At 42.1% G+C, this 21584-nt stretch carries 23 protein-coding genes and 1 tRNA gene; 12 read left to right on the plus strand and 12 right to left on the minus strand.

Going from position 1 to position 21584, the window contains the following annotated elements; genetic code table 11:
- The 5 genes from WKR92_RS08275 to WKR92_RS08295 all read right to left on the minus strand — a co-directional run bounded on the left by WKR92_RS08275 (window position 1) and on the right by WKR92_RS08295 (window position 4780).
- Window positions 1-1116 (minus strand): hybrid sensor histidine kinase/response regulator, encoded by a 1116-nt coding sequence (locus WKR92_RS08275; protein ID WP_375557358.1) that lies wholly within the window; start codon window positions 1114-1116, stop codon window positions 1-3.
- 135 nt (window positions 1117-1251) lie between these two features.
- The gene (locus WKR92_RS08280; protein WP_375557359.1) at window positions 1252-1575 is read right to left on the minus strand and encodes a hypothetical protein; all 324 of its coding nucleotides are present in this window, start codon (window positions 1573-1575) and stop codon (window positions 1252-1254) included.
- Window positions 1576-1648: 73 nt separating this feature from the next.
- Window positions 1649-2863 carry a bifunctional 3,4-dihydroxy-2-butanone-4-phosphate synthase/GTP cyclohydrolase II gene (locus WKR92_RS08285; RefSeq protein WP_375557360.1) on the minus strand — a complete coding sequence of 405 codons (1215 nt, stop codon included), beginning with the start codon at window positions 2861-2863 and terminating at the stop codon, window positions 1649-1651.
- Window positions 2864-2931: 68 nt separating this feature from the next.
- On the minus strand, window positions 2932-4377 hold the full coding sequence (locus WKR92_RS08290) for an LptF/LptG family permease (RefSeq protein ID WP_375557361.1): 1446 nt from the start codon (window positions 4375-4377) through the stop codon (window positions 2932-2934).
- Between the two features lie 25 nt (window positions 4378-4402).
- On the minus strand, window positions 4403-4780 hold the full coding sequence (locus WKR92_RS08295; protein ID WP_375557362.1) for an START-like domain-containing protein: 378 nt from the start codon (window positions 4778-4780) through the stop codon (window positions 4403-4405).
- Between the two features lie 119 nt (window positions 4781-4899).
- Between WKR92_RS08295 and WKR92_RS08300 the strand changes: the two genes are divergently transcribed.
- The 8 genes from WKR92_RS08300 to WKR92_RS08335 all read left to right on the plus strand — a co-directional run bounded on the left by WKR92_RS08300 (window position 4900) and on the right by WKR92_RS08335 (window position 9814).
- A tRNA-Met gene (locus WKR92_RS08300) sits at window positions 4900-4973 on the plus strand.
- A 115-nt stretch (window positions 4974-5088) separates the two neighbouring features.
- Window positions 5089-5625 carry a DNA-formamidopyrimidine glycosylase family protein gene (locus WKR92_RS08305; protein ID WP_375557363.1) on the plus strand — a complete coding sequence of 179 codons (537 nt, stop codon included), beginning with the start codon at window positions 5089-5091 and terminating at the stop codon, window positions 5623-5625.
- A gap of 11 nt (window positions 5626-5636) precedes the next feature.
- The gene (locus WKR92_RS08310) at window positions 5637-6245 is read left to right on the plus strand and encodes a hypothetical protein (RefSeq protein WP_375557364.1); all 609 of its coding nucleotides are present in this window, start codon (window positions 5637-5639) and stop codon (window positions 6243-6245) included.
- Between the two features lie 97 nt (window positions 6246-6342).
- Complete coding sequence (locus WKR92_RS08315) at window positions 6343-6855, plus strand: hypothetical protein (protein WP_375557365.1); 513 nt, start codon at window positions 6343-6345, stop codon at window positions 6853-6855.
- 97 nt (window positions 6856-6952) lie between these two features.
- Window positions 6953-7570, plus strand: a complete 618-nt coding sequence (locus WKR92_RS08320; RefSeq protein ID WP_375557366.1) for a hypothetical protein — start codon at window positions 6953-6955, stop codon at window positions 7568-7570.
- A 564-nt stretch (window positions 7571-8134) separates the two neighbouring features.
- On the plus strand, window positions 8135-8671 hold the full coding sequence (locus WKR92_RS08325) for a hypothetical protein (RefSeq protein WP_375557367.1): 537 nt from the start codon (window positions 8135-8137) through the stop codon (window positions 8669-8671).
- 56 nt (window positions 8672-8727) lie between these two features.
- Window positions 8728-9255 carry a hypothetical protein gene (locus tag WKR92_RS08330; RefSeq protein WP_375557368.1) on the plus strand — a complete coding sequence of 176 codons (528 nt, stop codon included), beginning with the start codon at window positions 8728-8730 and terminating at the stop codon, window positions 9253-9255.
- A gap of 103 nt (window positions 9256-9358) precedes the next feature.
- Window positions 9359-9814: a hypothetical protein gene (locus tag WKR92_RS08335; RefSeq protein WP_375557369.1), complete on the plus strand. Its 456-nt coding sequence runs from the start codon at window positions 9359-9361 to the stop codon at window positions 9812-9814.
- 483 nt (window positions 9815-10297) lie between these two features.
- Here WKR92_RS08335 and WKR92_RS08340 read toward each other — a convergent pair whose 3' ends face one another.
- Window positions 10298-10924, minus strand: coding sequence for a hypothetical protein (locus tag WKR92_RS08340; protein WP_375557370.1), 627 nt, complete (start codon window positions 10922-10924; stop codon window positions 10298-10300).
- 175 nt (window positions 10925-11099) lie between these two features.
- The gene (locus tag WKR92_RS08345) at window positions 11100-11315 is read right to left on the minus strand and encodes a hypothetical protein (protein ID WP_375557371.1); all 216 of its coding nucleotides are present in this window, start codon (window positions 11313-11315) and stop codon (window positions 11100-11102) included.
- Window positions 11316-11420: 105 nt separating this feature from the next.
- Here WKR92_RS08345 and WKR92_RS08350 point away from each other — a divergent pair, with 105 nt between their 5' ends.
- Window positions 11421-11600, plus strand: a complete 180-nt coding sequence (locus tag WKR92_RS08350) for a hypothetical protein (RefSeq protein ID WP_375557372.1) — start codon at window positions 11421-11423, stop codon at window positions 11598-11600.
- A 28-nt stretch (window positions 11601-11628) separates the two neighbouring features.
- On the opposite strand, the gene WKR92_RS08355 is transcribed toward WKR92_RS08350, so the two are convergent.
- On the minus strand, window positions 11629-12189 hold the full coding sequence (locus WKR92_RS08355; protein WP_375557968.1) for an AAA family ATPase: 561 nt from the start codon (window positions 12187-12189) through the stop codon (window positions 11629-11631).
- Window positions 12190-12312: 123 nt separating this feature from the next.
- Window positions 12313-13131 (minus strand): methionine ABC transporter substrate-binding lipoprotein MetQ, encoded by an 819-nt coding sequence (gene metQ, locus WKR92_RS08360; RefSeq protein WP_375557373.1) that lies wholly within the window; start codon window positions 13129-13131, stop codon window positions 12313-12315.
- A gap of 219 nt (window positions 13132-13350) precedes the next feature.
- Here metQ and WKR92_RS08365 point away from each other — a divergent pair, with 219 nt between their 5' ends.
- Window positions 13351-14916 carry a calcineurin-like phosphoesterase C-terminal domain-containing protein gene (locus tag WKR92_RS08365; RefSeq protein WP_375557374.1) on the plus strand — a complete coding sequence of 522 codons (1566 nt, stop codon included), beginning with the start codon at window positions 13351-13353 and terminating at the stop codon, window positions 14914-14916.
- A gap of 12 nt (window positions 14917-14928) precedes the next feature.
- On the opposite strand, the gene metI is transcribed toward WKR92_RS08365, so the two are convergent.
- The gene (gene metI / locus WKR92_RS08370) at window positions 14929-15582 is read right to left on the minus strand and encodes a methionine ABC transporter permease MetI (RefSeq protein WP_375557375.1); all 654 of its coding nucleotides are present in this window, start codon (window positions 15580-15582) and stop codon (window positions 14929-14931) included.
- Entirely contained in the window at window positions 15575-16606 is a 1032-nt protein-coding gene (gene metN, locus WKR92_RS08375; protein ID WP_375557376.1) for a methionine ABC transporter ATP-binding protein MetN, read from the minus strand. Before metN ends, metI begins: the two co-directional genes overlap by 8 nt.
- Window positions 16607-16678: 72 nt before the next feature.
- Between metN and rocD the strand changes: the two genes are divergently transcribed.
- Entirely contained in the window at window positions 16679-17926 is a 1248-nt protein-coding gene (rocD, locus tag WKR92_RS08380; protein WP_375557377.1) for an ornithine--oxo-acid transaminase, read from the plus strand.
- A 2-nt stretch (window positions 17927-17928) separates the two neighbouring features.
- On the opposite strand, the gene WKR92_RS08385 is transcribed toward rocD, so the two are convergent.
- Window positions 17929-18531 (minus strand): RNA polymerase sigma factor, encoded by a 603-nt coding sequence (locus tag WKR92_RS08385; RefSeq protein ID WP_375557378.1) that lies wholly within the window; start codon window positions 18529-18531, stop codon window positions 17929-17931.
- A 237-nt stretch (window positions 18532-18768) separates the two neighbouring features.
- Here WKR92_RS08385 and uvrA point away from each other — a divergent pair, with 237 nt between their 5' ends.
- Window positions 18769-21567, plus strand: coding sequence for an excinuclease ABC subunit UvrA (gene uvrA / locus WKR92_RS08390; RefSeq protein WP_375557379.1), 2799 nt, complete (start codon window positions 18769-18771; stop codon window positions 21565-21567).
- Window positions 21568-21584 lie beyond the last annotated feature (17 nt).

Below are 21584 nucleotides of genomic sequence, written 5' to 3' on the forward strand. Positions count from 1 at the left end.
TTAATTAATAGTCTTCATTGGTAGCGTAAAGATAAAGGTTGACCCTTCACCGAGCGTGCTTTCTACGCTGCACTTTCCTCCATGTCTTTCGATAATCTCTTGACAAATAAACAACCCAATTCCAAGTCCCTGGAATCGATGCGATGTCTCTTCAACTCGGAAAAACTTTTCAAAAAGTTGTTCCTGTAATTCTTGAGATATGCCAATTCCATAATCCCTCACGCGAACTTCAAGAAAATTATCTTCGATAATTGTTTCTACTTCAAGAGTTTTGTTTTCGGGCGAGTATTTTACACCATTCGTTAAATAATTAATAAGCACCTGTTCAATTCGCATTTCGTCCCCTAGGTACATAGTGTTCACGGACCCGATCCTTTTTATCTCATACTCAGGGTATACCTGTTGAATGTTATCGATTGCATTATTCAGCATATCTTCGAATGAAAAGGGTCTGATATCGAATTTCATCTTGCCACTTTCCATTTTCGAGATGTCCAGAAGATCAGATACCAGGTCGCCCAATTTATTTATTTGCTGACTTACCTTCTGAATGTATGGTGTGAGCTCCTCGTCGCCTTTTCGTTGAATAAGTCGTTCAAGAAGCTGGACATAACCACGGATACTCGTCAGTGGCGTTTTCAGTTCATGGCTGGCGATACTAATAAACTCGTCTTTCTTTTTTTCCAGCTCCTTGCGTGCTTCAATCTCTTTTTTCAGGGTTTTCTGAACTTTTTTCAATTCATTCGTCTGTTCGAATAAGCGTTTGAAAGTCTTAACCTTTAATAACAGAATATCAGGATCAAATGGTTTGGTGATGTAATCCACACCTCCCGCACGATAGCCGCGCGTAATAAATTCCTTGTCGATATTGACAGCTGATAGGAATAGGATAGGGGTGTCTTTTGCTTTACTATAATCCAAGACGGTTTCGGCCACTTCAAAACCGTCCATTCCCGGCATCTGTACATCCAGGATGATGAGTGAATACACCGTCTTAAGCACTTTTTTCAAAGCCTCTTCTCCAGAAGATGCCTCTTCCACTTCAAAATCATTATGTTCTAAGAAGCTACGTAGTGAGATCAGATTCTCTTGTTTATCATCAACAATTAAAATCATAAAGTAGAGTTAAGAAATTGAAAAAGCATCGGTTTTTAAATTGCGATAACAATTTTACGAAAAAGGCATGACAAAAAGAAAGGGACAATCATGTTGCCCCTTTCTTTTATGAGATAAACCTGGTTTACAGGCGTACTATAAAATTAGGATAAGTAATAAAATGATGATGATAATAGCACCTACTGAAAGATACACACCGCGTTCACCAAATGCTCGAGCTTCTTTATTCATATCACGGAGTTCTTGACGAAGCGCTTTCCGTTCGGCTCGGGTTAGTTCGGACTTGTCTATTTCCTTAATCTCTTTCACACGCTGACGCATCTCATTCATGCGAATTTCGATTTCCTCATCGGTGTACGTTTTAGCAGGCACATCATCAGCTGGCATAGCTGATACTGTTGGGCCGAAAGTAAATGCCAACATCATTAATGTTAGCATCAGGTAGATTTTGACTTTCATAATGAATCAATTTAAGTAAATAATAAAGCTTTACTCTATAAAATAGAATTGCCTCGTATTTGTTTTTAATTCATTAAATATTTTTCATAATGGAATGTCCAAGCTTATCGCGTTTCGTGCGTAGATAAAGCTCGTTGTGCTTGTTGGATTCGATCTCAATTGGCACGTTTTCAACGACTTCCAGCCCATACCCGATCATTCCTGCTCGTTTCTTCGGGTTGTTAGTCATCAGGCGCATTTTTGTCACCCCCAAGTTCCTTAAGATCTGCGCACCGATACCATAATCACGTTGATCTGCTTTGAAACCGAGCTTTAGATTAGCGTCAACAGTATCCAATCCATTTTCCTGTAAATTGTAGGCCCTCAGCTTATTAATCAGACCGATTCCTCTGCCTTCTTGGTTCATATACACAATAACTCCTTTCCCCTCTTTTTCAATCATCTCCATGGCTCTATGAAGTTGCGGTCCACAATCACAACGGCATGAGCCAAAGATGTCGCCCGTAACGCAAGAGCTATGAACACGCACCAAAATAGGCTCATCTGGCTCCCATGATCCTTTAATTAGTGCTACATGCTGTTCCCCAGTATTTTTTTGAGTGTAGGCAGATAGCTCAAATTCGCCATATTCCGTTGGTAACTTTACCGAAACTTCTTTTGTTATCAGTGAATCTTTATGCAGGCGATATTCGATAAGATCTTCAATTGAAATAATCTTCAAGTCAAATTTCTTCGCAATCGGCATCAAGTCGGGTAGCCGGGCCATCTCTCCGTCCTCTTTGAGAATCTCGACCAAGACACCAGCCGGCTCAAAACCAGCCAATCTCGCTAAATCTACCGCCGCTTCCGTATGCCCCGTGCGCCTCAAAACACCGCCATCTTTTGCCATTAGAGGAAAAATATGACCTGGTCGGCCAAGTTCCTCAGGCGTCGTTTCGGGGTTCGTTAATGCTTTGATCGTTTTTGAACGGTCTGAGGCTGAGATGCCCGTTGTACAGCCGTGACCTACCAAGTCAATCGATACCGTGAAGTTCGTTTCATAGGCGGCCGTATTTTTTCCCACCATTAGATCAAGCTTTAGCTCTTTGCATCGCTCTTCCGTTAGCGGCGCACAAATAAGCCCACGACCATGTGTAGCCATAAAGTTAACTACTTCCGGCGTCGCATTAGCTGCTGCAGTTACAAAGTCCCCTTCATTTTCGCGGTCTTCATCATCTACAACAATGATAACTTTACCGGCTTTTATATCTTCAATCGCTTCTTCGATTGTATTCAACTGAATTGCCATAAATCAATAGGATAGAATTTTTTACAAAGGTACTGTTTATACGGCGGTTTCCGATAATCCGTATGTCATTATGCAGCGCCGCGTTTAAAGGGCTTTTGGATTCTTCCCAAAAGTTTTTTTCCGATCGTTTTATACTGTTCAATATCAAATAAGGCAGAGTCGGTAGCAGCTTTATACGTTAGGAAAACGCCCAGTGGCGCCAGTACGATAATTGCCGTCCACATTCCCAGCGTTGTGTCTATATTTCCTTCACGAGCCGATTTCTCCGCTAAAGTCGAGATGACATAATAAATCAGGAAGAAGATTATAGCCATCACCACAGGCAGTCCCAAGCCACCCTTTCTGATAATCGCCCCCAGTGGTGCTCCAATCGAAAAGAAGACCAAACAGACCACTGACAGGGTGAATTTTCGTTGGTATTCCATTAGGTAGCGCCGAATCGATGTGCTTATTTCCGCATCGGCCGTTGCTTTCAGGTTCAATACGTCCTGTATATATCGGACCTGGTTGCTCGCTTCCGTTACCGCTTGTGTTTTACTTTCCTCGGGGATGATCTCCAGGGTGCTGTTTTGAAAGGTCACGGGGTTCGTGCTCTCAATCTTCACTGGTTGGTATTTATTGTAGACACGGTAGTAAGGCAGAATTTCCTTAATGACCGTATTCCTCAAACTATCGTTGTAATTTTGAATAGAATCAGCATAATAATCGAGTTGACGCAGATTCAGCATGGCGTAATGACTTTTAAACAGGTTCTCGTCTGTTCTCGTCATTTGAAAAGCGGACATATCAAAGCGCTGTTCCGTCTGTTCAAAATAATACCTAGTAAATAATTGTCTGGGGTTATATACCTTCGAGCCCGATTGCTCCTCATATCTCACACCATTTTTCAACTCCAAGATCATGTAATCAGGATCCGGCGCATCGTACATTTTTCCTTCTTCTGCCAAGAGGACATTCGTTCCCGAAGACCCCTTCGCATGTTCATAGATCGTCAAATCATACAGGCGCGTTCCGTCGTCACTCTTATCCATTGCGCGGATAGAATAATTGGGGATACTATTATTGAAAACTCCTTCAGTGATCAGGAAATCAGCTTTTTTCTGCCGTACATCATACAAGAGAGAACCCATTTTCAGATTTGCTATGGGGAGCATGTAGTCGCTGAAAAAGAAAGCTCCGGTGCTAAATAGCATGACAAAGACGATCAGTGGCATCATCGCTTTCCGGAGTGATATTCCCGCCGCTTTGATGGCTACCAACTCATAACTTTCCCCTAAGTTCCCGAAGGTCATGATCGATGAAAGCAACATAGAAAGGGGCAGGGCCATTGCCACGTTCGTTGCCGATGCATACCACAATAGTTGCATGATAACATACCACTCGAAACCTTTTCCAATCAGATCATCGATGTATTTAAACAGAAAAAGCATCAAAAGCACAAACATTACGATAAAAAACGTAACGATAAATGGCTTTATAAATGCCTTTAGTACAAGTACGTGAACCTTTTTCACGCTACAAAGATACTGAAATTATTATTTAAGCACCCAATACACTCGACAGGTAATCGATTGAGTTATCCCATATTAGTTTTCGATCTTCCAAGTTCTCTTCCTTCACAAAATCTGTCACCGCAAGAGCTACATCATTTGTAAGTTCATCCTGAACAATTTCCAATTCAAAATAATAAGGTTCGTCATCAATCCATTTATAGCGAACTGACTTGTTCTCCTTGACGTTGATTAACTTAGCTCTCTTGCTATCCTCATGCCATTGGAATGTATATATATTGTCTCGTATAGTCACTTCATCTGCAAACCATTGGGCAAGCGCGTTTGGTTCGTTCAAGAACGAAAACAGTATTTTTGGCGATGATTTTATCTCATATTCCAATTGTATTTTTACTTTTTCAGGCATATTCTTTTAGTTGTTGATCATTGGTAATTTCCGCTTAAAAATATTCATTTTAAACTTTTTTTCTAAAGAAAAGGAAATTAAACTATATTTGCAAACCGAAAAATATAACCATTCAAATTGGCGGGGTAGCTCAGATGGTTAGAGCGCAGGATTCATAACCCTGAGGTCGGCAGTTCGATTCTGCTCCCCGCTACAGCAAGCAGATACCACCGTATCTGCTTTTTTTGTATTTACGCTTTTCCTAAAACTATCCGGCCGAGTAAATAGTTACTATTTACACTATGTATCTGTGTTAATTTTTCTTTACCATGCCCGAAGGACCCAGTATCGTTATTGCTAAAGAGCAGATCGCTCCGTTTATAGGGAAAAAAGTCCTTGCCGTCAGTGGCAACTCGAAAACTGACATTCAAAGGTTAGAAGGTAAACAGCTCATCGATGTGCGGACCTGGGGTAAACATCTTTTATTATGTTTCGACGGCTTTATTTTCCGAATTCACTTCCTTCTTTTTGGTACCTATCGCATAAATGAAAGCAAGACAACACCATTACGATTGGGCCTCGTTTTTACAAACGGTGAGCTTAATTTCTATACTGTTTCAATAAAAATGTACAACGGACCCAGCTGGAATGGAACCCAGCATGGGATGATTCACTCTGGCAAGGTGATTGCTGTTGATGGATCGGGCAGCGCTACGATGATAAGCAGTAAAATGGGCGAGTATAATGTAATTCCCCATCATCCCAGAGATATTCCAGTTAGTTATGGTCCTACAGAACCAAGCTATAATTTTGGAGGTACAGAATACCCATCACGGGTTTATTATAGAAAAAATGAAAGTAATTAAATATTTGTATTATGAAATATGCCCTAATCATCGCATTGCTCTTTTCATCCCAATTGGGTTATTCGCAAACCCCTGAAGAGCAAAACGCAAAGGACTTGCGCGAATTGGAAGAGTGGAAAAAGAAACAGGAGTTAATCCTCTCACGGCAGCCTGGTGATCCTATTGCGAGAGACTTACGCGCACTAGCTGCTAGTAAACGCACCTATGAAAGGTTCACGTTGCGCGCCAAGTCCAGACCATCTGAATTTTCCGCCAAAAAGAAAGAAGCCTATGAGGCCTACGTTAATCAGGCGAAGAAAATTAAGGATAACCCTAAAATATATTTAAATTATATTGAACGTCAATTAAAAAACCCCGAACTTATAGAAGGTCCACCCTTGCCGTACAATTATTTTGAAGCGATCGGACTTATGGTCAACACCAAGTACTATCTGATCACGAGACGTGACCTCTATCTGGTCATCAAATATAGTTTGTTTGAACGAGGTATGGATCTTTTGCCGGAGAAACTCGATGGTATCCCGCTGATCGACCGACCTAAAAATATCAGTCCCCATGCGGAACTTCAAACGATCGAGGAAGCCGAAAGAGGCCTGCCCGCCGGAAGTTTGAAGAATTGATATACTAGCGACTTAAGCGACTTGCGTTTCTTTAGGGATCACAACCCTATTGTGGAAATTCACCAGAATGAACATCTAAATAGTAACGGATGTTCATATGAAACATTTAATATATTCAACCTGCTTTCTCTTTCTTTGTGTCTCGGCATCTGCTCAAGAGAAATTCGTCGAGGGAGATATGACCGTTTATGGAAAGACTTTTGAGGTGTTCTTTCTTAAAGATTTTGATGCCATAGTGGTTGATAGTAGCTTGCCGGTCTATAAAGATGGTTACCCGAAGCCTCAAGGGCCGTCTCGACCTCTCACTATCCGGAAGGGCGATATGAAAGTAGACACACTGGTCGACCGTAACATTATCTATGATGTTTTGGGTGATAAGTTGACTGCGCTACAAGCGAATGGAGATTGGGTATCGATCGATTACGTTTTTGGGCACGATGGAAATGTTTTGGATATTTCATCTTATAGTCTTCCGAAAAACACCCTTATTACTCCGAAAGAGGTAGCATTGATTGACAAACTTTTGCGCGAGGAAGTCAAAGCAGTTTTTAAAGGCCGAGAATATCTCAACTGGCCGGTGATTTTTTATGGTAGAGAGATTCGGTTTTGATGTCAAACGGGGAAATTCCGTAGTCTGCGCCGCCTTCGGATACTGGGTGAAAATATTTAACTTTATTTACTGCTAGCTAATTAAGACCAACAACGAAATGAAAATAACTACTCTTTTACTCATAACGCTCTCGACAATATGCCAAGCACAGCCCGTAATCGATATTGACACAAAAGGTCATATTCAAGACCGGTTCGTAGCTAAATATAATCCTGAGTATGCTCTGTTCAATCATCTAGGAGCTGGCTTGATACATAAAGAGGGGCAATGGACGTTGGTGAGGGTTTGGGACGAACAAGTTCTTGGGTTAAGCGAAGGGATGAAAAAGGAGATGAAGCTTCTAGAGCATCTTATTGCTGACAATCTTGCACATCAAATATTGACAGAGTTGGCTCCCGAGACCCTCTTTTCGATCGGGCAGGATCGTTTGGATAAGCTGCCAGAAAGTTGCAAAGGCGAACCTGGAAAAAAGCAAGGTATCGCTGGTCGGATATCTGATGCAGCAACAATAACTATTTGGGGATACAGTTCCGGAACTCAGAAGAAGATCCAATTCTATGCAGCCGATTTTTATTACAATACCTGTTATCCCTATCAGCCTGAATTTAAAATATTAGAACCCTTATTGAATACATTCGAAGTATTGGAAAAATATGTCAATGAGGTCGGTAATGCTGAAGATCGAGAAGTTGCCCACCGAAACCTCTATCGTTAGCCAATCACTTTATGGAAATTGAGCCTATTTGCATCACAGTTATTGCTAGTCGGTTAAAAACCAATACTATCAGGAGATGTTAACGCGAAAGATCTTATTTATTTTAGTAGCTGCCGGAGTCGCACCAATTATACTATCGTTCAGATGGCTTCCCAACGTATATGACGCATTGATCCACCAAAAATATGGGTATTACGACTATCAAATAGAAATGTTGGGCCGATATCTTTATTTAGTGTACGGACAGTTTTTTATGCCGTTTTTTATCTTTTTTTTAATTTTTATCTTTATCGTTTTACAATTAATCAAGGATTCCTATCTCAAAAACGGGAGATATCACGTGCTTACATTTTTTCGTAAATGGATAATATTAACAGCGATCGTCCTTGGCTGGATTGTTTTTTTGGGCACGTTTTCCAATATCTGGTGGGATCCGATATATAAAAATCTTATATACATAGTATTTGCTGGCGGATTCAGCATAATATTTACAACATTTTTTCATTTCACATTGGACCGGTTTCAAAATCGTGAGGCATGACTGAACTATTTTACACGATGCATATGAGAACCATAATAAAGCTATTCCCAGCCTGTTCGGTTGTAGCCCTGCTACTATTATACCAATCAGGTTATTCGCAGCCCAAAGATTCAATTAAAAATGATCTTCTAATTTTAGCTGCAGCCAAATACAAGTACGAGAAATTCAAGAAGATCGAAGAGTCCAATAAAACAGCTGAATCCCTGACTAAAAAGAAAGAAGCCTACGAAGCATATGTTAATCAAACTAGGAAAATCAAGAACAATCCCGAGATATATTTAAATTACATTGAACGTGAACTACATAATCCGGCTCTTTCAGCGGGTCCCCGTTTACCGTACAATTATTTTGAAACCTACCTGCCTTTTAATCCAGACTATTACCTTGTAACCAAACGGGATTTTTATTTAGTAGTCAAATTCAGTTTGTTTGACAGGGATATGGATATATTGCCGGAGAAACTGGATGGTATTCCGCTAATCGACCGGCCTGATGATATTAGTCCACACGCAAAACCGCAAACGCTGGAGGATATAATTCGCGAACCGGCAGACCACTAGCCAGCCCATTTGTGGAAATTGATACCTTTTTCCATCCTTATAGTGAATAACGTGACATGAAGAACATTGAAAAATCAGCAATAATCTTGACGGTAAGCATTATCCTGTGTTTGACAGCCACGGCACAGGACAACTTCTCAGAAGGGAAATATACGGTGGACGGCCGGATATTTGAAACGACGTTTTCTGACATTTATGCTAACCGCATGACAGTGGATTCAAAACTCCCACAATATAAGGAGGGTTACCCCTGGCCCGAAGGACCGAACCTGCCTTTGATGGTACTACGCAGTGATATGAAAGTGGATACCGTTATCGACCGGAAAATCATTTATGAAGTGCTCGAGGATAAACTGGAAAACCTAAAAGCAAACGGTGAAGAACTCACTGTTCGTTATGCTTTTGGGCCCGATGGTGATGTCGTAGATATATCTTCGTTCAGCCTTGCTAGAAACACGCTCATCACTCCCCAAGAGCTGGCATTGATCGACAAACGGCTGCGTAAGGAGGTCAGGGCTTCCTTCAAAGGGCCGGACTACCGCAATTGGAAAGTGATTCCTTTTGTCAGGGAACTTCACTTTTGAGATCGAACGAAAAAACTGTACAATCTGCACCTGCTTCGTATACTGGATGAAAATATTTAACTTTAGTTGTCATTAGCTAATTAAGAATCGGTTAACATTTCCTATGTTATTCAGAAAAATATTGTTGAATCTACTCGCAGCTTGCCTGGTCCCGATTGTCCTGTCTCTTCTTTCGTTGCCCGACCTGTACAATGCGGTTTTCCACCAGCAATACGAATATTATGACTTCCAAATAGAATCGTTGGATAGGTATCTTTATCTAAAGTACGGACAAGTTTTTATACCACTTCTTATAATCTCTTTAATCTTTTTCTTCTTTCCTTTCCAATTAATCAAAGATATATACCGTAGAGACGGGAATAGCGAAATGCTTACGTTCTTCCGGAAATGGTTATTGTTAACATTGATTATTCTCGCGTCGATTGTGTTTTTTGGAAGCATCTTTAATATATGGTGGGACCCTTTGTATAAAAATCTTGTTTATATCCCGTTTGCAGCTGGTTTTGGTCTGATCTTCACAACATTTTTTCATTACACATTGGATCGGTACCAAGAATGAAAAGACTGATAACTATGAAAATAATTTACAAAGTAGTCTATTACCTCACGATTGTGTTTAGTTTTCTTATTCTCGCACTTTATCTCACAGCGCCCTTTGGTGGAGTAAAAACTATTTTTTATGCAATTGAGGAAGGGTTCTTTTCTAAGGCATTTGGTGAAGGTTGGTTCCTCCATAAATTGGGTCAATTCCTTGCAGGATTATTTTTTTTGACCTGTGTTTTTTGCATTCTACTTCCAGTTACAAAATATAAACAAGGCACCAAATACAAAATGGGTTTTGTCTTTTTCGTTATTTTAATAAGCATAGCTCTAATACCAAAGTTTATAGCATTTATAATTAATTCCTAAACGTACCGGCTCGTGATTCAGGTGCATAATAAGGCTATCAAGGTGGTTTAAACCTGATTGTGGAAATGTTTCAGAGAACTTAAATCAGACGAGTAAGCGATATCTGTTTTGGGGACTTGATCTCTTAGATTAATTACCTACTGACCTGAAATGTGCCATATTGTCCTTCGTCCTCAAATAGATACGCAAAAACCGGGCGGGGTTCTGCGATAGCAAGGTATTCGCCATCAAAAGGTGTTCCCAATCGCACCTTTAGGTTGAATAGTCGTTGATGAGGAATAAAATAGTAGTCTGGAAAATACTTTCTTAATAACCCTAAAATAGCCTCCAAGTCTTTTTCTTTGCCTTCTGCTATTTGTTCCTCCAAAGAAAGTACCGTTGTTCCCACATAGTTGTTTTTATGTTTCACATAGCTTGCATAGTAGATCGTATAATAGTTAACCAGAAGAGAAATATTAACGTTAAGATGCAGAATATGCTCTAGACTTGCATAATCTTTATTTGCTAAGTGGATTGTAAATGAGTAGTTTGGGACAGGGTGCTCATGATTTGTTGAAATAAAGTATCCTTTGAGTTTTTTTGTAAGTTCAAGTTCAAAATTCTTTACCTTTGAAGGTAAGGGGTGTTTCTGCGCTATTAGCTCGTTTAAATGTTTAAAGCCGGGATATTGTATGTTCGTCAGATTAAATCCTACCGGATAATATCGATAAACTGCCTGAATTAAACAATAACTTGGGTCTTTGTTGTCGATGATAAACATGTGAGGTTGTTAAAATGGTCAATTTATGCAGGCCTTTTGTTAAAGATAATGATTTCAGGAGTTACTTTTAAAAATTATGATTTATTTTCAGCTTTATGATACATATTATGTAATCTCTTATACGGCAGTTATAGTTGCTTCGGTTTTACTTGTTTTCATTATTATTGGCTTATATTTAATAATAAAAAAATATAAGACTTAACTCCAAACTACCTCCTTTTAGGTTTTTCAATGCTGCCTTCTTAGTTTCTCCGAAAGGACCCCGTTCAAACAGCCGTTTGAATACGAGCGTAACGGAGGTGTCAGCCAGCGACCACGGGAACATGTAGAACAAGTCCTGAACAAGACTCGGAAAGAACCCAGATAGATTCAGGATAGACCTTTCCCGCATTAGTGTCGCATTTGCAACTTTCGCACACTATAGTCCACCATGATTTGGTAAATATGAAGCGGAGGTCCATATTGGGGTTTTACTAACACTTCAAATTCGATTTTTATGGCTATTGTAGACAAATATGGTATGGTTTGCGGATTGGTAGGTGAATTGGCGTATCGGGTGGTAAATCGTAAAGGGGTGCTTCAAACACGGCCCAAGACTCGGAAGCCGTCGGGAAAGACTCTTATTGAAAATAAGCAATTTGCAGACGGTTCGAAGTTGAGCGTCGGCTTTCTCTAATTCCAAAGAAGCAAATCCGGTCGGTATTCTAGGGATGTGGAGATTGTAAGAGCCATTTCCAGGTGGGCAAAATCTGTATATGAACCCCGTCGATGGTTATGTCTTCTTCCTCTTCAGCGGTGAGAATCAGGCCTTCGGTGACTTGGCAATAGCTCGCAGCTTTGAGCAAACCCTTGATCTCCCGTTGACGGGTATCTGGACTGGAGAGTGTCCAACTGACCTGTATGGGTAATGCAGTTCCGCCTTCTTCATAGACGATGAAGTCACACTCGCTGGATGGTTCTGTGTAATAGTAAATATTGTTATTATAGAAGCGTTCCCATCCGGACGCTGCTTGTACCTCATCGAAGAAGAACCGGCACTCGTCTAATGAGTCAGCAGGATGGAGCTCTTTCCACGACTGGAGTAATAAGTCAAGATTCTGCGAGTTAAATTGGAGACGCTCATCTTCAAAGTTAAAGTAAAGAATGTTCGCTGGTGAAATTTCGTGCTGTTTCCTAAGCTCGTCCATTGCGAGGAACATAACGGAAGTTTTACCAACACGCCGAGGGCCGATGATCGCTTGAATTTTCTCAAGTTGAAGTGAAATTTCGGTGTGGCGGGTCCTTAGGTTTTTTGCTAGGTCTCTTTCTTGGTTCTGAACCTATATTTCTTTGATAACTTCCTTCATATCATAATGAATATACAAACAATCGTTATGATAAAGACAATTCTACCATCCTTTGATAGCACCGCCTTGGAATTGTTCTTCTGCGGCGGCTTCTACTTCGGGTGATTGATAGGCTTTGACGAAGTTCTTTACTTTTTCGGAGTCTTTGTTATCTTGGCGAGAGACGATCAGGTTCACATAGGGTGAATCTTTGTCTTCTACAAAGATACCATCACGATAGGCCGATAGGCCTACTTGGGCGGCAAAGGTATTGTTGATGATGGCAACGGTTACGTTTTGATCATCCAGAGCACGGGTTAGTTGCGGTGCCTCGAGCTCCAGTATTTCTAAATTTTTTGGGTTGTCGACAATGTCGGCCAATGTAGGTAGTAGGCCAACGCCCTCCTTAAGTTTTATAAGACCGTTGTCTTCCATCAGTAAAAGGGCACGGCCACCATTGGTGCGGTCGTTCGGGATGATGATGGTGCTGCCGCCTTTTAACTCATCAAGGCTTTTAATTTTTTTGGAATAACCCGCAAGTGGATAAACGAAGGTGTTCCCTACGATGGCTAGGTTGTAGCCGCGTTGTTCGGCCTGAACATCTAAGTAGGGTTTGTTCTGGAAAGCATTGGCATCAATGTCTCCTTGCTGAAGGGCTTCGTTGGGCATAACATAATCGTTGAACTGCACGAGCTCTACCTCTAAGCCGTATTGTTCTTTGGCTACTTCCTTAGCTACTTTAGCAATTTCATATTCCGGGCCGCTCTGAACACCTACACGGATGTGGTTAGGATCGTCCGGAGCGCTGTTTCCACCGCAGCTCAGTAGGCCGATGGTAGTAAATAGTATGATGATGACTGATGTAAAAGCTTGTGTTTTCATGATGCAAGTATAAAATATGGTGCAAATATAAAATAATACGGGTAGGGATTCTAGTGACCTATGTTTAAGTTGTTCCTTAACATTCCCGTAATAATAAGGAGATATAGCGATGCTACTTTTGTCTGGCAGGCGAATTGGGGATGAGGAATAAGTTGTAAGCTTTTTTTGAGCAAAAAGAACTATATTCGAAATAAGAAGAAACATAACAAAAATAAATCCATGAAAAAACACATTACCATTTGTACAATCGGTCTTTTATTTATCTCATTAAGCTCATTTGCGCAAGATGTAGCGAAGGGGGTTGTTTTTGAAGATTTAAATAAGAATGGAGTTAAAGAACGAAGAGAAAAAGGCATTGCCGGGGTTTCGGTAACGAATGGGGTTCAGGTGGTTCAAACGGATCACAAAGGAAGGTATGAGTTGCCCGTTGGCAATGATCATATCATTTCGGTGATTAAACCAGCAGATTATACTGTTCCTGTAAATGAAGATCAGCTCCCGCAGTTTTTTTATATCCATAAGCCTCAGGGATCACCGGAATTGGAATATGCAGGTGTAGCGCCGACGGGCGATCTGCCGAAGTCGGTCGACTTCCCTCTGGTGAAGGACGAGGTGGGAGAAGATTTTAAAATGATCTTGTTTGGGGACCCTCAGGTGTATACCGAAGAAGAGGTCGCTTTTTATAAGAGTGTGGTCGTGAAAGAGCTGCAAGGTGTTGAAGGTTATGAATTTGGTATGAGTCTGGGTGACCTCGTTGGTAACCGCCCGGATTTGTTTAACCCGTATATTGCGGCAACGAAAGAGATGGCTACCCCTTGGTATAATGTAATGGGTAACCATGATATTAATTTCGATGTAGAAGTGGATTCGCTTTCTGATGAATCGTATGAAGCGCATTTCGGTCCGGCTAACTATGCTTTTAATTATGGCAAGGTGCACTTTATCGTCTTGGATGATATTATTTATCCAGATCCAAGAGATGGGAAAGGCTATTGGGGTGGTTTGAATGAAGGGCAATTGGCGTTTATTGAAAATGATCTGCGCTTTGTGCCAAAAGACCACCTGATCGTATTGGCTTTCCATATCCCAATCTCCAATGCCAACGGTTTTAATCCGGAATCTCGTGAGCGTTTGTTTGCATTGTTAAAAGATTTTCCGCATACGCTGTCTCTATCAGCACATACGCATAGGCAGTCGCATTTCTTTATGGGTGAGGACTTGGGCTGGCAACAGAAAGAGCCACATCACCATTTTAATGCGGGAACCATGTCGGGTAACTGGTATAGCGGGCGACTGAATGAAGACGGGGTGCCGGTTTCAATGATGTCTGATGGAACGCCGAAGGGTTATGGATTCATTAATTTTGACGGAAATGAATATGTGATTGATTATAAGGTAGTGGGTGAACCGGCTGAGCATCAGATCGGAATTTATTCGCCGAAAGTTACGGCTGCCGGGATTAAAGGGTCGATCAGTATTTATGCTAACTTCTACATGGGTGGAAAGGATGATGAGGTGATGATACGTGTGGGTGAGGGTGACTGGAAACGGATGAATCGGGTAGAGGAGTATGACCCAACTTTTATTGCTGAACGGGTGTTATGGGATTTGACGGAAGATGTTATTGAAGGAAGGAAGCCTGGAAACCCAAGTATCAGTAATCACCTTTGGAAGTATAACCTTGCTAACAGTAAGCTGGAAAAAGGGATCTACCCCATTGAGGTGAAAGCGACTGATATGTTTGGAAGAACCTTTACGGAGAAAAGTTCGATCCGAGTGGAATAAAAGTGAAGATGATTATCGATGGTCGAAGTGTTTGGATAGTTTATCACCAATAAACTGGATGATGAATACTAAAACGACCAATGCTACCAGTACGGTATTCATGATGACAACATCATAACCAACATAACCGTATTGGTAGCCTATTTGTCCGAGGCCACCAGCGCCTACGGCACCGCCCATGGCTGAATAACCCACCAGTGCAATCAGCGATATGCTAGCTGAATTGATGATAGAAGGGAGCGCTTCGGGCAACAGTACTTTGCGTACAATTTGCATAGGGGTAGCGCCCATTGATCGTGCGGCCTCGACTAATCCGTTGGGTACCTCGATCAAGCTGTTTTCAACCATCCGGGCAATAAATGGCGCAATGCCAATACTTAAAGGTACGAGTGCGGCTTGGACACCAATGGAGGTTCCTACCACCATTCGGGTAAAGGGAATCATCCAAACAATGAGGATGATAAAGGGGATGGCGCGAAAAATATTGACGATGGTGGAGATGGTATGATTGAATTTCTGGCTTTCGAGGATCTGACCGCGCCGGGTGAGAAAAAGCAGAATGCCGGTCGGCAAGCCCATAGCAAAGCCGAAAAAACCGGATACAAAGGTCATAACAATGGTTTCCCACGTGCCTTCTAAAAGTAAATATATCATGGATTCAGACATAGCCTAATACCTCCACTTGAATGTGTTTGCTCTCATAATAGTTGATAGCTTTTTCAATGTTTTCCGGTGTCCCGCTTACTTCGACGACCATGGCGCCGAACTTAACATCACCAGCATACTCAATCTGTGCGAAGACAATGTTATTGTCTAACTGGAACGCCCGGCTGACTTCTGACATAACGGGGTCGTCGACTGAGTCGCCTGTAAATTCCAGTTTTAACAGCGGTTTAGTGCCCTGATAAGCGGGATCATCCAGTTTCTCTTGGTATTCCTTGGGGATGTTGACTTTCAGTGTCGATGATATAAACTGTTTGGTTAATGCTGACTTCGGGTGGGCAAAGATATCGCTAACGGTACCTTGTTCGATAAGTTTGCCATTGCTGATGACCGCTACTTCATCGCAGATGCTTTTTACAACATCCATTTCGTGTGTGATGAGAAGGATAGTGATGCCGAACTGCTGGTTGATGTCTTTTAAAAGCTGAAGAATGGATTCGGTGGTTGCTGGGTCGAGCGCACTAGTTGCTTCGTCACAAAGAAGCACGCGTGGTTTGCTCGCCAAGGTTCTGGCAATGGCTACCCGCTGCTTTTGTCCGCCGGACAGATTGGCCGGATACTCGTCTTGTTTGTCTTCAAGGCCCACAAGTTTGAGTAAGTCGCCTACCTGTTCTCTGATTTCAGCTTTCGGGCGGTTGTCCAACTCTAAAGGGAATGCGATATTTTCGAATACAGTCCGCGAAGAAAGTAGATTAAAATGTTGAAAGATCATGCCGATCTGTCGACGCTCTTTAGCCAACCTGGAGGAAGAAAGCTTCATCAGGTCGATGCCATTGACTTTTACTTCGCCGGAATCGGGTCTTTCGAGCAGATTTACGCAGCGGATTAAGGTGCTCTTTCCAGCTCCTGAAGCACCGATGACGCCAAATACTTTACCTTGGGGAACTTCAAGGCTGACTCCATCAAGAGCCGTGATGACATGCCGTTTCTGATGAAATTGTTTACTTATATTTTCGAGCTTGATCATATCGCGACGCAAAAGTAAGGAAAATCGGGTACTGTTTTAAAAATTAGTAAATTGCAAAAAATCAGAAAGAGTATGGCATTTTTTAAAGAAGTAGACTCGTCTAAAGAGTTCATCGAATTAGAGGATAAATACGGAGCACATAATTATCATCCACTACCGGTTGTGTTGAGTAAAGGCGAGGGTGTCTTTGTATGGGATGTGGAAGGTAAAAAATATTATGATTTTCTGTCGGCTTACTCTGCGGTAAATCAAGGTCATTGTCATCCGAAGATTATTGGAGCGATGATGGAACAGGCAAAAAAGTTGACCTTGACTTCGCGAGCGTTTTTTAACGACAAACTGGGGCCGTATGAGAAGTTTGTTACGGAATACTTTGGCTTCGACAAGGTTTTACCCATGAACACGGGCGCAGAGGCGGTGGAAACTGCTTTGAAAATTTGCCGGAAATGGGCCTATGAGAAAAAGAAAATTGAAGAAGGGCAGGCGCAGATTATTGTGTGTGAGAATAACTTTCATGGTCGCACGACAACGGTCATATCTTTTTCGAACGATGAAAATGCTCGTCAACACTTTGGTCCCTATACGCCAGGATTTATAAAAATTCCTTATGATGATATTCATGCTTTGGAAAAGACACTGGAAGAGCAACCGAATGTAGCGGGTTTTCTAGTAGAACCTATCCAAGGTGAGGCGGGCGTTTATGTACCGACGGAAGGCTATTTGAAACGTGCGAAGGAACTGTGCGAACAGCATAACGTCTTGTTTATTGCTGATGAAGTACAAACGGGCATTGCAAGGACTGGGAAACGACTGGCGGTAGATCATGAAGATGTGAAGCCGGATGTGTTGATTTTAGGCAAGGCGATTTCCGGTGGCGTTTATCCGGTATCGGCTGTGTTGGCGAACGACTCGATTATGGAGGTGATTAAGCCAGGACAGCATGGTTCTACTTTTGGGGGGAATCCGGTTGCCGCTGCCGTAGCCGTTGCCGCTCTGGAGGTTGTTGAAGAAGAGAACTTGGCAAAGAATGCGGAACGCCTGGGTCAGTTGCTGCGGGAGAAACTTAATGATTACATTATCGAAAGTAGCCTGGTGAGTCTGGTCCGTGGTAAAGGCCTGCTGAATGCTATTGTCATCAACGATACGGAAGAAAGTGATACGGCCTACAATATTTGTCTGGCACTGAGGGATAATGGTTTGTTAGCTAAGCCAACGCATGGTAATATTATCCGCTTTGCCCCTCCCTTGGTGATTACGGAAGAGCAGCTGTTGGACTGTGCCCGGATCATTGTAGAGACCCTGAAGACGTTCGAGAAATAATATTATACCCGCGCGTTTGCTGTTAAGCTGAGCGACATCTCTTGGGGGTTCATCATTTTTCGCAGGTTATTGATAGCATAACGCATGCGGCCCAAGGCTGTGTTGATGCTTACGTCGGTGACTTCGGCAATATCGCGAAAGCTCATCTCTCCATAATGACGCATAATCAATACTTCCTTTTGTGTATCAGGAAGACGATGGATTAACGACCGTAAATCTTGGTATGTTTGTTCTCTTAACAAGCGGTCTTCAATGTTTTCATTATAAAAGTGTAGAACGTCGAAGATGTCAAATCCTTCATTGTTAGTGATGATCGGTGTCCGTTTTTCCTTGCGGAAATAGTCGATGACCAGGTTGTGGGCAATGCGAACAACCCATGGCAGAAACTTCCCTTCTTCGTTGTACTTCCCTTTTTTTAGGGTCTTGATTACTTTGATAAAGGTGTCCTGAAAAAGATCTTCAGCGAGATGGCTGTCTTTAACCAATAAAAAGATGGACGTATATATTCTTGCCTTATGACGGTTGATTAATTCCTCTAACCCTTTTTCATTGCCACGGAGGTAAAGGTGGATAAGTTGTTGATCAGTCTGCGAATGTAGATTCATACTACTTATTGTTCTTTTTGTTGTTAAAAAGTAAAATAAAGTAGTAGTCTGTTTCAGTATAGTATCTGTTATTAACTCTTTTGCAGCAGAACGGCCAAATCGTTAACAATCCAAAAAAAGACATTTTTTTTAATATAACAAAGAATAATTGTTAAAATAATAGGTTGTGCTACATAATAGTTATTTTTGTAGCAATCGGTCGGCCGACGCTGATCGTTTTCCGAATCAGGTAATTTTATGACTTTAAATACATTAGAAAACCCCAAATCTCATGTGCAAATCAAGGGTGCGCGGGTTCATAATCTTAAAAATATAGACGTATCGTTCCCCAAAAATAGACTTGTTGTGGTGACAGGGATGTCGGGATCGGGTAAGTCTTCATTAGCTTTTGATACACTGTATGCAGAAGGGCGCAGGCGATACATTGAAAGCCTTTCATCCTATGCTCGGCAGTTTATGGGACGAATGAATAAGCCGGAGGTGGATTATATCAAAGGGATTGCTCCGGCGATAGCTATTGAACAAAAGGTTATTACTAGTAATCCGAGGTCGACTGTCGGAACTTCGACAGAGATTTACGACTACCTGAAACTGTTGTTTGCCAGAATAGGGAAGACGATATCGCCGATATCGGGTGAAGAGGTAACGAAGGATACAGTTAGCTCGGTTGTGAACTTTATGATGTCGCTGCCGGAAGATACGGTGTTGACTGTTTTTAGCCCGCTAGTTCCGCATAACGAACGGACCTTAAAGGAGGAACTTTCCGTGCTCTTGCAAAAAGGTTACATCCGGATTAAATGGAAAGGGGAAATAGTAAAGGTTGAAGAACTGCTAGAGGATAAAAAACTTCCGAATAAGAAGGTTGGCCTTGACGATATCGCTGTGGTAGTCGACCGCATCCGCGTCGACGGTGAGGAGGAAACGATGAGCCGGATGGCTGATTCGGTGCAAACGGCATTCTTTGAAGGAAAAGGGAAGTGTACGGTTGAGGCTGATGGGAAGGAGTATGAATTCAGTGATTTGTTTGAGCGGGATGGGATGAGCTTTGAAGAGCCAAGTCCTAATTTCTTCAGCTTTAATAATCCCTACGGTGCATGTCCTCGCTGTGAGGGCTATGGCAAGGTGATCGGTATTGACCCGGATCTGGTCGTGCCGGACAAAAGTAAATCGGTTTACGACGGAGCCATTGCTCCTTGGCGTGGTGTGAAGATGGGCGCTTGGTTGAAGAAAATGGTCGACAATGCGCTGAAATTCGATTTTCCAATCCATCGAGCTTATGAAGACTTAACTGAAGAGCAAAAGGAGCTTTTATGGACAGGGAATAAATACTTTAAAGGATTAAATGCTTTTTTCAAAGATCTGGAGGAACATACCTATAAAATACAGTACCGGGTGATGTTGTCCCGCTATCGGGGGAAAACAGATTGTCCGGAATGCATGGGGTCGCGTTTGCGGAAAGATGCTGCCTATGTGAAGATTGATGGGATGTCAATCATTGACCTGGTATTATTGCCGATCGATCGGATTCTGGCTTTTTTCGATAAACTGGAACTTTCTGAGACTGATGGTAAGATTGCAAAGCGACTGCTCATTGAGATTACGAATCGCTTACGTTTTCTGATGAATGTAGGTTTGTCTTACTTAACATTAAATCGTTTGTCAAATACCCTTTCCGGAGGGGAGTCACAGCGCATTAATCTGGCAACCTCATTGGGTAGTTCATTGGTGGGTTCAATATATGTGCTGGATGAACCTAGCATCGGCCTGCACCCGAGGGATACGAATCAGTTGATTTCTGTTTTAAAATCCCTCCGCGATGTTGGTAATACAGTCGTGGTAGTAGAACACGAGCAGGAGATGATGGAGGCAGCAGATTATATCATTGATATCGGACCTGAAGCAGGTTCTCTTGGAGGGGAGTTGGTTTATGCGGGCGACTATGATGGGATCATTCAGTCGGACGAAAGTTATACAGGACGCTATTTGAGCGGTAGAGAAGAAATAGAGATCCCTTCGTTCCGACGGAAATGGAATGCCTCTGTTCAGGTAAATGGCGCCCGGCAGAATAACCTAAAGAATATTGATGTTAAATTTCCACTGAACGTGTTTACGGTGGTAACCGGCGTGTCAGGGTCTGGAAAAACCTCCTTGGTTAAGCAGATATTATACCCGGCCTTGCAGAAGGTGATCGGCGGGTATGCTAATGAGAAAACAGGTTTGTTTAACGAGCTTAGCGGTGACTATAAAATGGTGGAACGGGTGGAACTGGTTGATCAGAACCCTATTGGTCGCTCGTCCCGATCGAATCCGGTAACTTATGTGAAAGCTTGGGATGAGATCAGAGCTCTTTATGCGAGTTTGCCGGCGGCGAAGGCGATGGGGCTAAAACCGGCTTCCTTTTCATTTAATGTGGAAGGCGGACGCTGTGATGTTTGTCAGGGTGAAGGTGAAATTAAGGTCGAGATGCAGTTTATTGCGGATATTTTCCTGCCATGTGAAGCTTGTGATGGTAAGCGCTTTAAACAACATGTTATTGATGTTGCCTATAAAGATAAATCGGTTAGCGATGTGCTAGATTTGACAATTGATGAGGCGCTGGAGTTTTTTAAGGAGCAACCGAAGATCATGGCGAAATTGCAGCCATTGTCCGACGTAGGTTTAGGTTATGTTAAACTGGGGCAGTCGTCAAATACTCTTTCGGGTGGTGAGGCGCAGCGGATCAAGTTGGCTTCTTTTCTCGTCAAGGGTAATCAATGCAAAAATGCGGTGTTTATTTTTGATGAGCCGACCACGGGCTTGCACTTTCACGATATCAAAAAATTGTTGAAGTCGTTTAACGCTCTGTTAGAACAAGGCAACACGATATTAGTGATTGAGCATAATATGGATGTGATTAAATCTGCTGATTGGATCATCGATATTGGTCCAGAGGGTGGTGAAAGAGGAGGTTCCGTGGTATATGAGGGAGTTCCTGAAAATATTGTAAATTGCAAAGAGTCGTATACTGGGCAATACTTAGCCCCTTATTTTAAGTAAAGAAGAAAGGAATCAGA

Source organism: Albibacterium profundi (assembly GCF_042159835.1).
Lineage (GTDB): Bacteria > Bacteroidota > Bacteroidia > Sphingobacteriales > Sphingobacteriaceae > Albibacterium > Albibacterium profundi.

What these genes read in the sequence shown, in the direction of transcription:
- WKR92_RS08275 (WP_375557358.1), bottom strand. Translation starts at nt 1,116, where the DNA reads ATGATTTTAATTGTTGATGATAAACAAGAGAATCTGATCTCACTACGT.
- WKR92_RS08280 (WP_375557359.1), bottom strand. Translation starts at nt 1,575, where the DNA reads ATGAAAGTCAAAATCTACCTGATGCTAACATTAATGATGTTGGCATTT.
- WKR92_RS08285 (WP_375557360.1), bottom strand. Translation starts at nt 2,863, where the DNA reads ATGGCAATTCAGTTGAATACAATCGAAGAAGCGATTGAAGATATAAAA.
- WKR92_RS08295 (WP_375557362.1), bottom strand. Translation starts at nt 4,780, where the DNA reads ATGCCTGAAAAAGTAAAAATACAATTGGAATATGAGATAAAATCATCG.
- WKR92_RS08305 (WP_375557363.1), top strand. Translation starts at nt 5,089, where the DNA reads ATGCCCGAAGGACCCAGTATCGTTATTGCTAAAGAGCAGATCGCTCCG.
- WKR92_RS08310 (WP_375557364.1), top strand. Translation starts at nt 5,637, where the DNA reads ATGAAATATGCCCTAATCATCGCATTGCTCTTTTCATCCCAATTGGGT.
- WKR92_RS08315 (WP_375557365.1), top strand. Translation starts at nt 6,343, where the DNA reads ATGAAACATTTAATATATTCAACCTGCTTTCTCTTTCTTTGTGTCTCG.
- WKR92_RS08320 (WP_375557366.1), top strand. Translation starts at nt 6,953, where the DNA reads ATGAAAATAACTACTCTTTTACTCATAACGCTCTCGACAATATGCCAA.
- WKR92_RS08325 (WP_375557367.1), top strand. Translation starts at nt 8,135, where the DNA reads ATGAGAACCATAATAAAGCTATTCCCAGCCTGTTCGGTTGTAGCCCTG.
- WKR92_RS08330 (WP_375557368.1), top strand. Translation starts at nt 8,728, where the DNA reads ATGAAGAACATTGAAAAATCAGCAATAATCTTGACGGTAAGCATTATC.
- WKR92_RS08335 (WP_375557369.1), top strand. Translation starts at nt 9,359, where the DNA reads ATGTTATTCAGAAAAATATTGTTGAATCTACTCGCAGCTTGCCTGGTC.
- WKR92_RS08340 (WP_375557370.1), bottom strand. Translation starts at nt 10,924, where the DNA reads ATGTTTATCATCGACAACAAAGACCCAAGTTATTGTTTAATTCAGGCA.
- WKR92_RS08345 (WP_375557371.1), bottom strand. Translation starts at nt 11,315, where the DNA reads ATGCGGGAAAGGTCTATCCTGAATCTATCTGGGTTCTTTCCGAGTCTT.
- WKR92_RS08350 (WP_375557372.1), top strand. Translation starts at nt 11,421, where the DNA reads ATGGCTATTGTAGACAAATATGGTATGGTTTGCGGATTGGTAGGTGAA.
- metQ (WP_375557373.1), bottom strand. Translation starts at nt 13,131, where the DNA reads ATGAAAACACAAGCTTTTACATCAGTCATCATCATACTATTTACTACC.
- WKR92_RS08365 (WP_375557374.1), top strand. Translation starts at nt 13,351, where the DNA reads ATGAAAAAACACATTACCATTTGTACAATCGGTCTTTTATTTATCTCA.
- metI (WP_375557375.1), bottom strand. Translation starts at nt 15,582, where the DNA reads ATGTCTGAATCCATGATATATTTACTTTTAGAAGGCACGTGGGAAACC.
- metN (WP_375557376.1), bottom strand. Translation starts at nt 16,606, where the DNA reads ATGATCAAGCTCGAAAATATAAGTAAACAATTTCATCAGAAACGGCAT.
- rocD (WP_375557377.1), top strand. Translation starts at nt 16,679, where the DNA reads ATGGCATTTTTTAAAGAAGTAGACTCGTCTAAAGAGTTCATCGAATTA.
- WKR92_RS08385 (WP_375557378.1), bottom strand. Translation starts at nt 18,531, where the DNA reads ATGAATCTACATTCGCAGACTGATCAACAACTTATCCACCTTTACCTC.
- uvrA (WP_375557379.1), top strand. Translation starts at nt 18,769, where the DNA reads ATGACTTTAAATACATTAGAAAACCCCAAATCTCATGTGCAAATCAAG.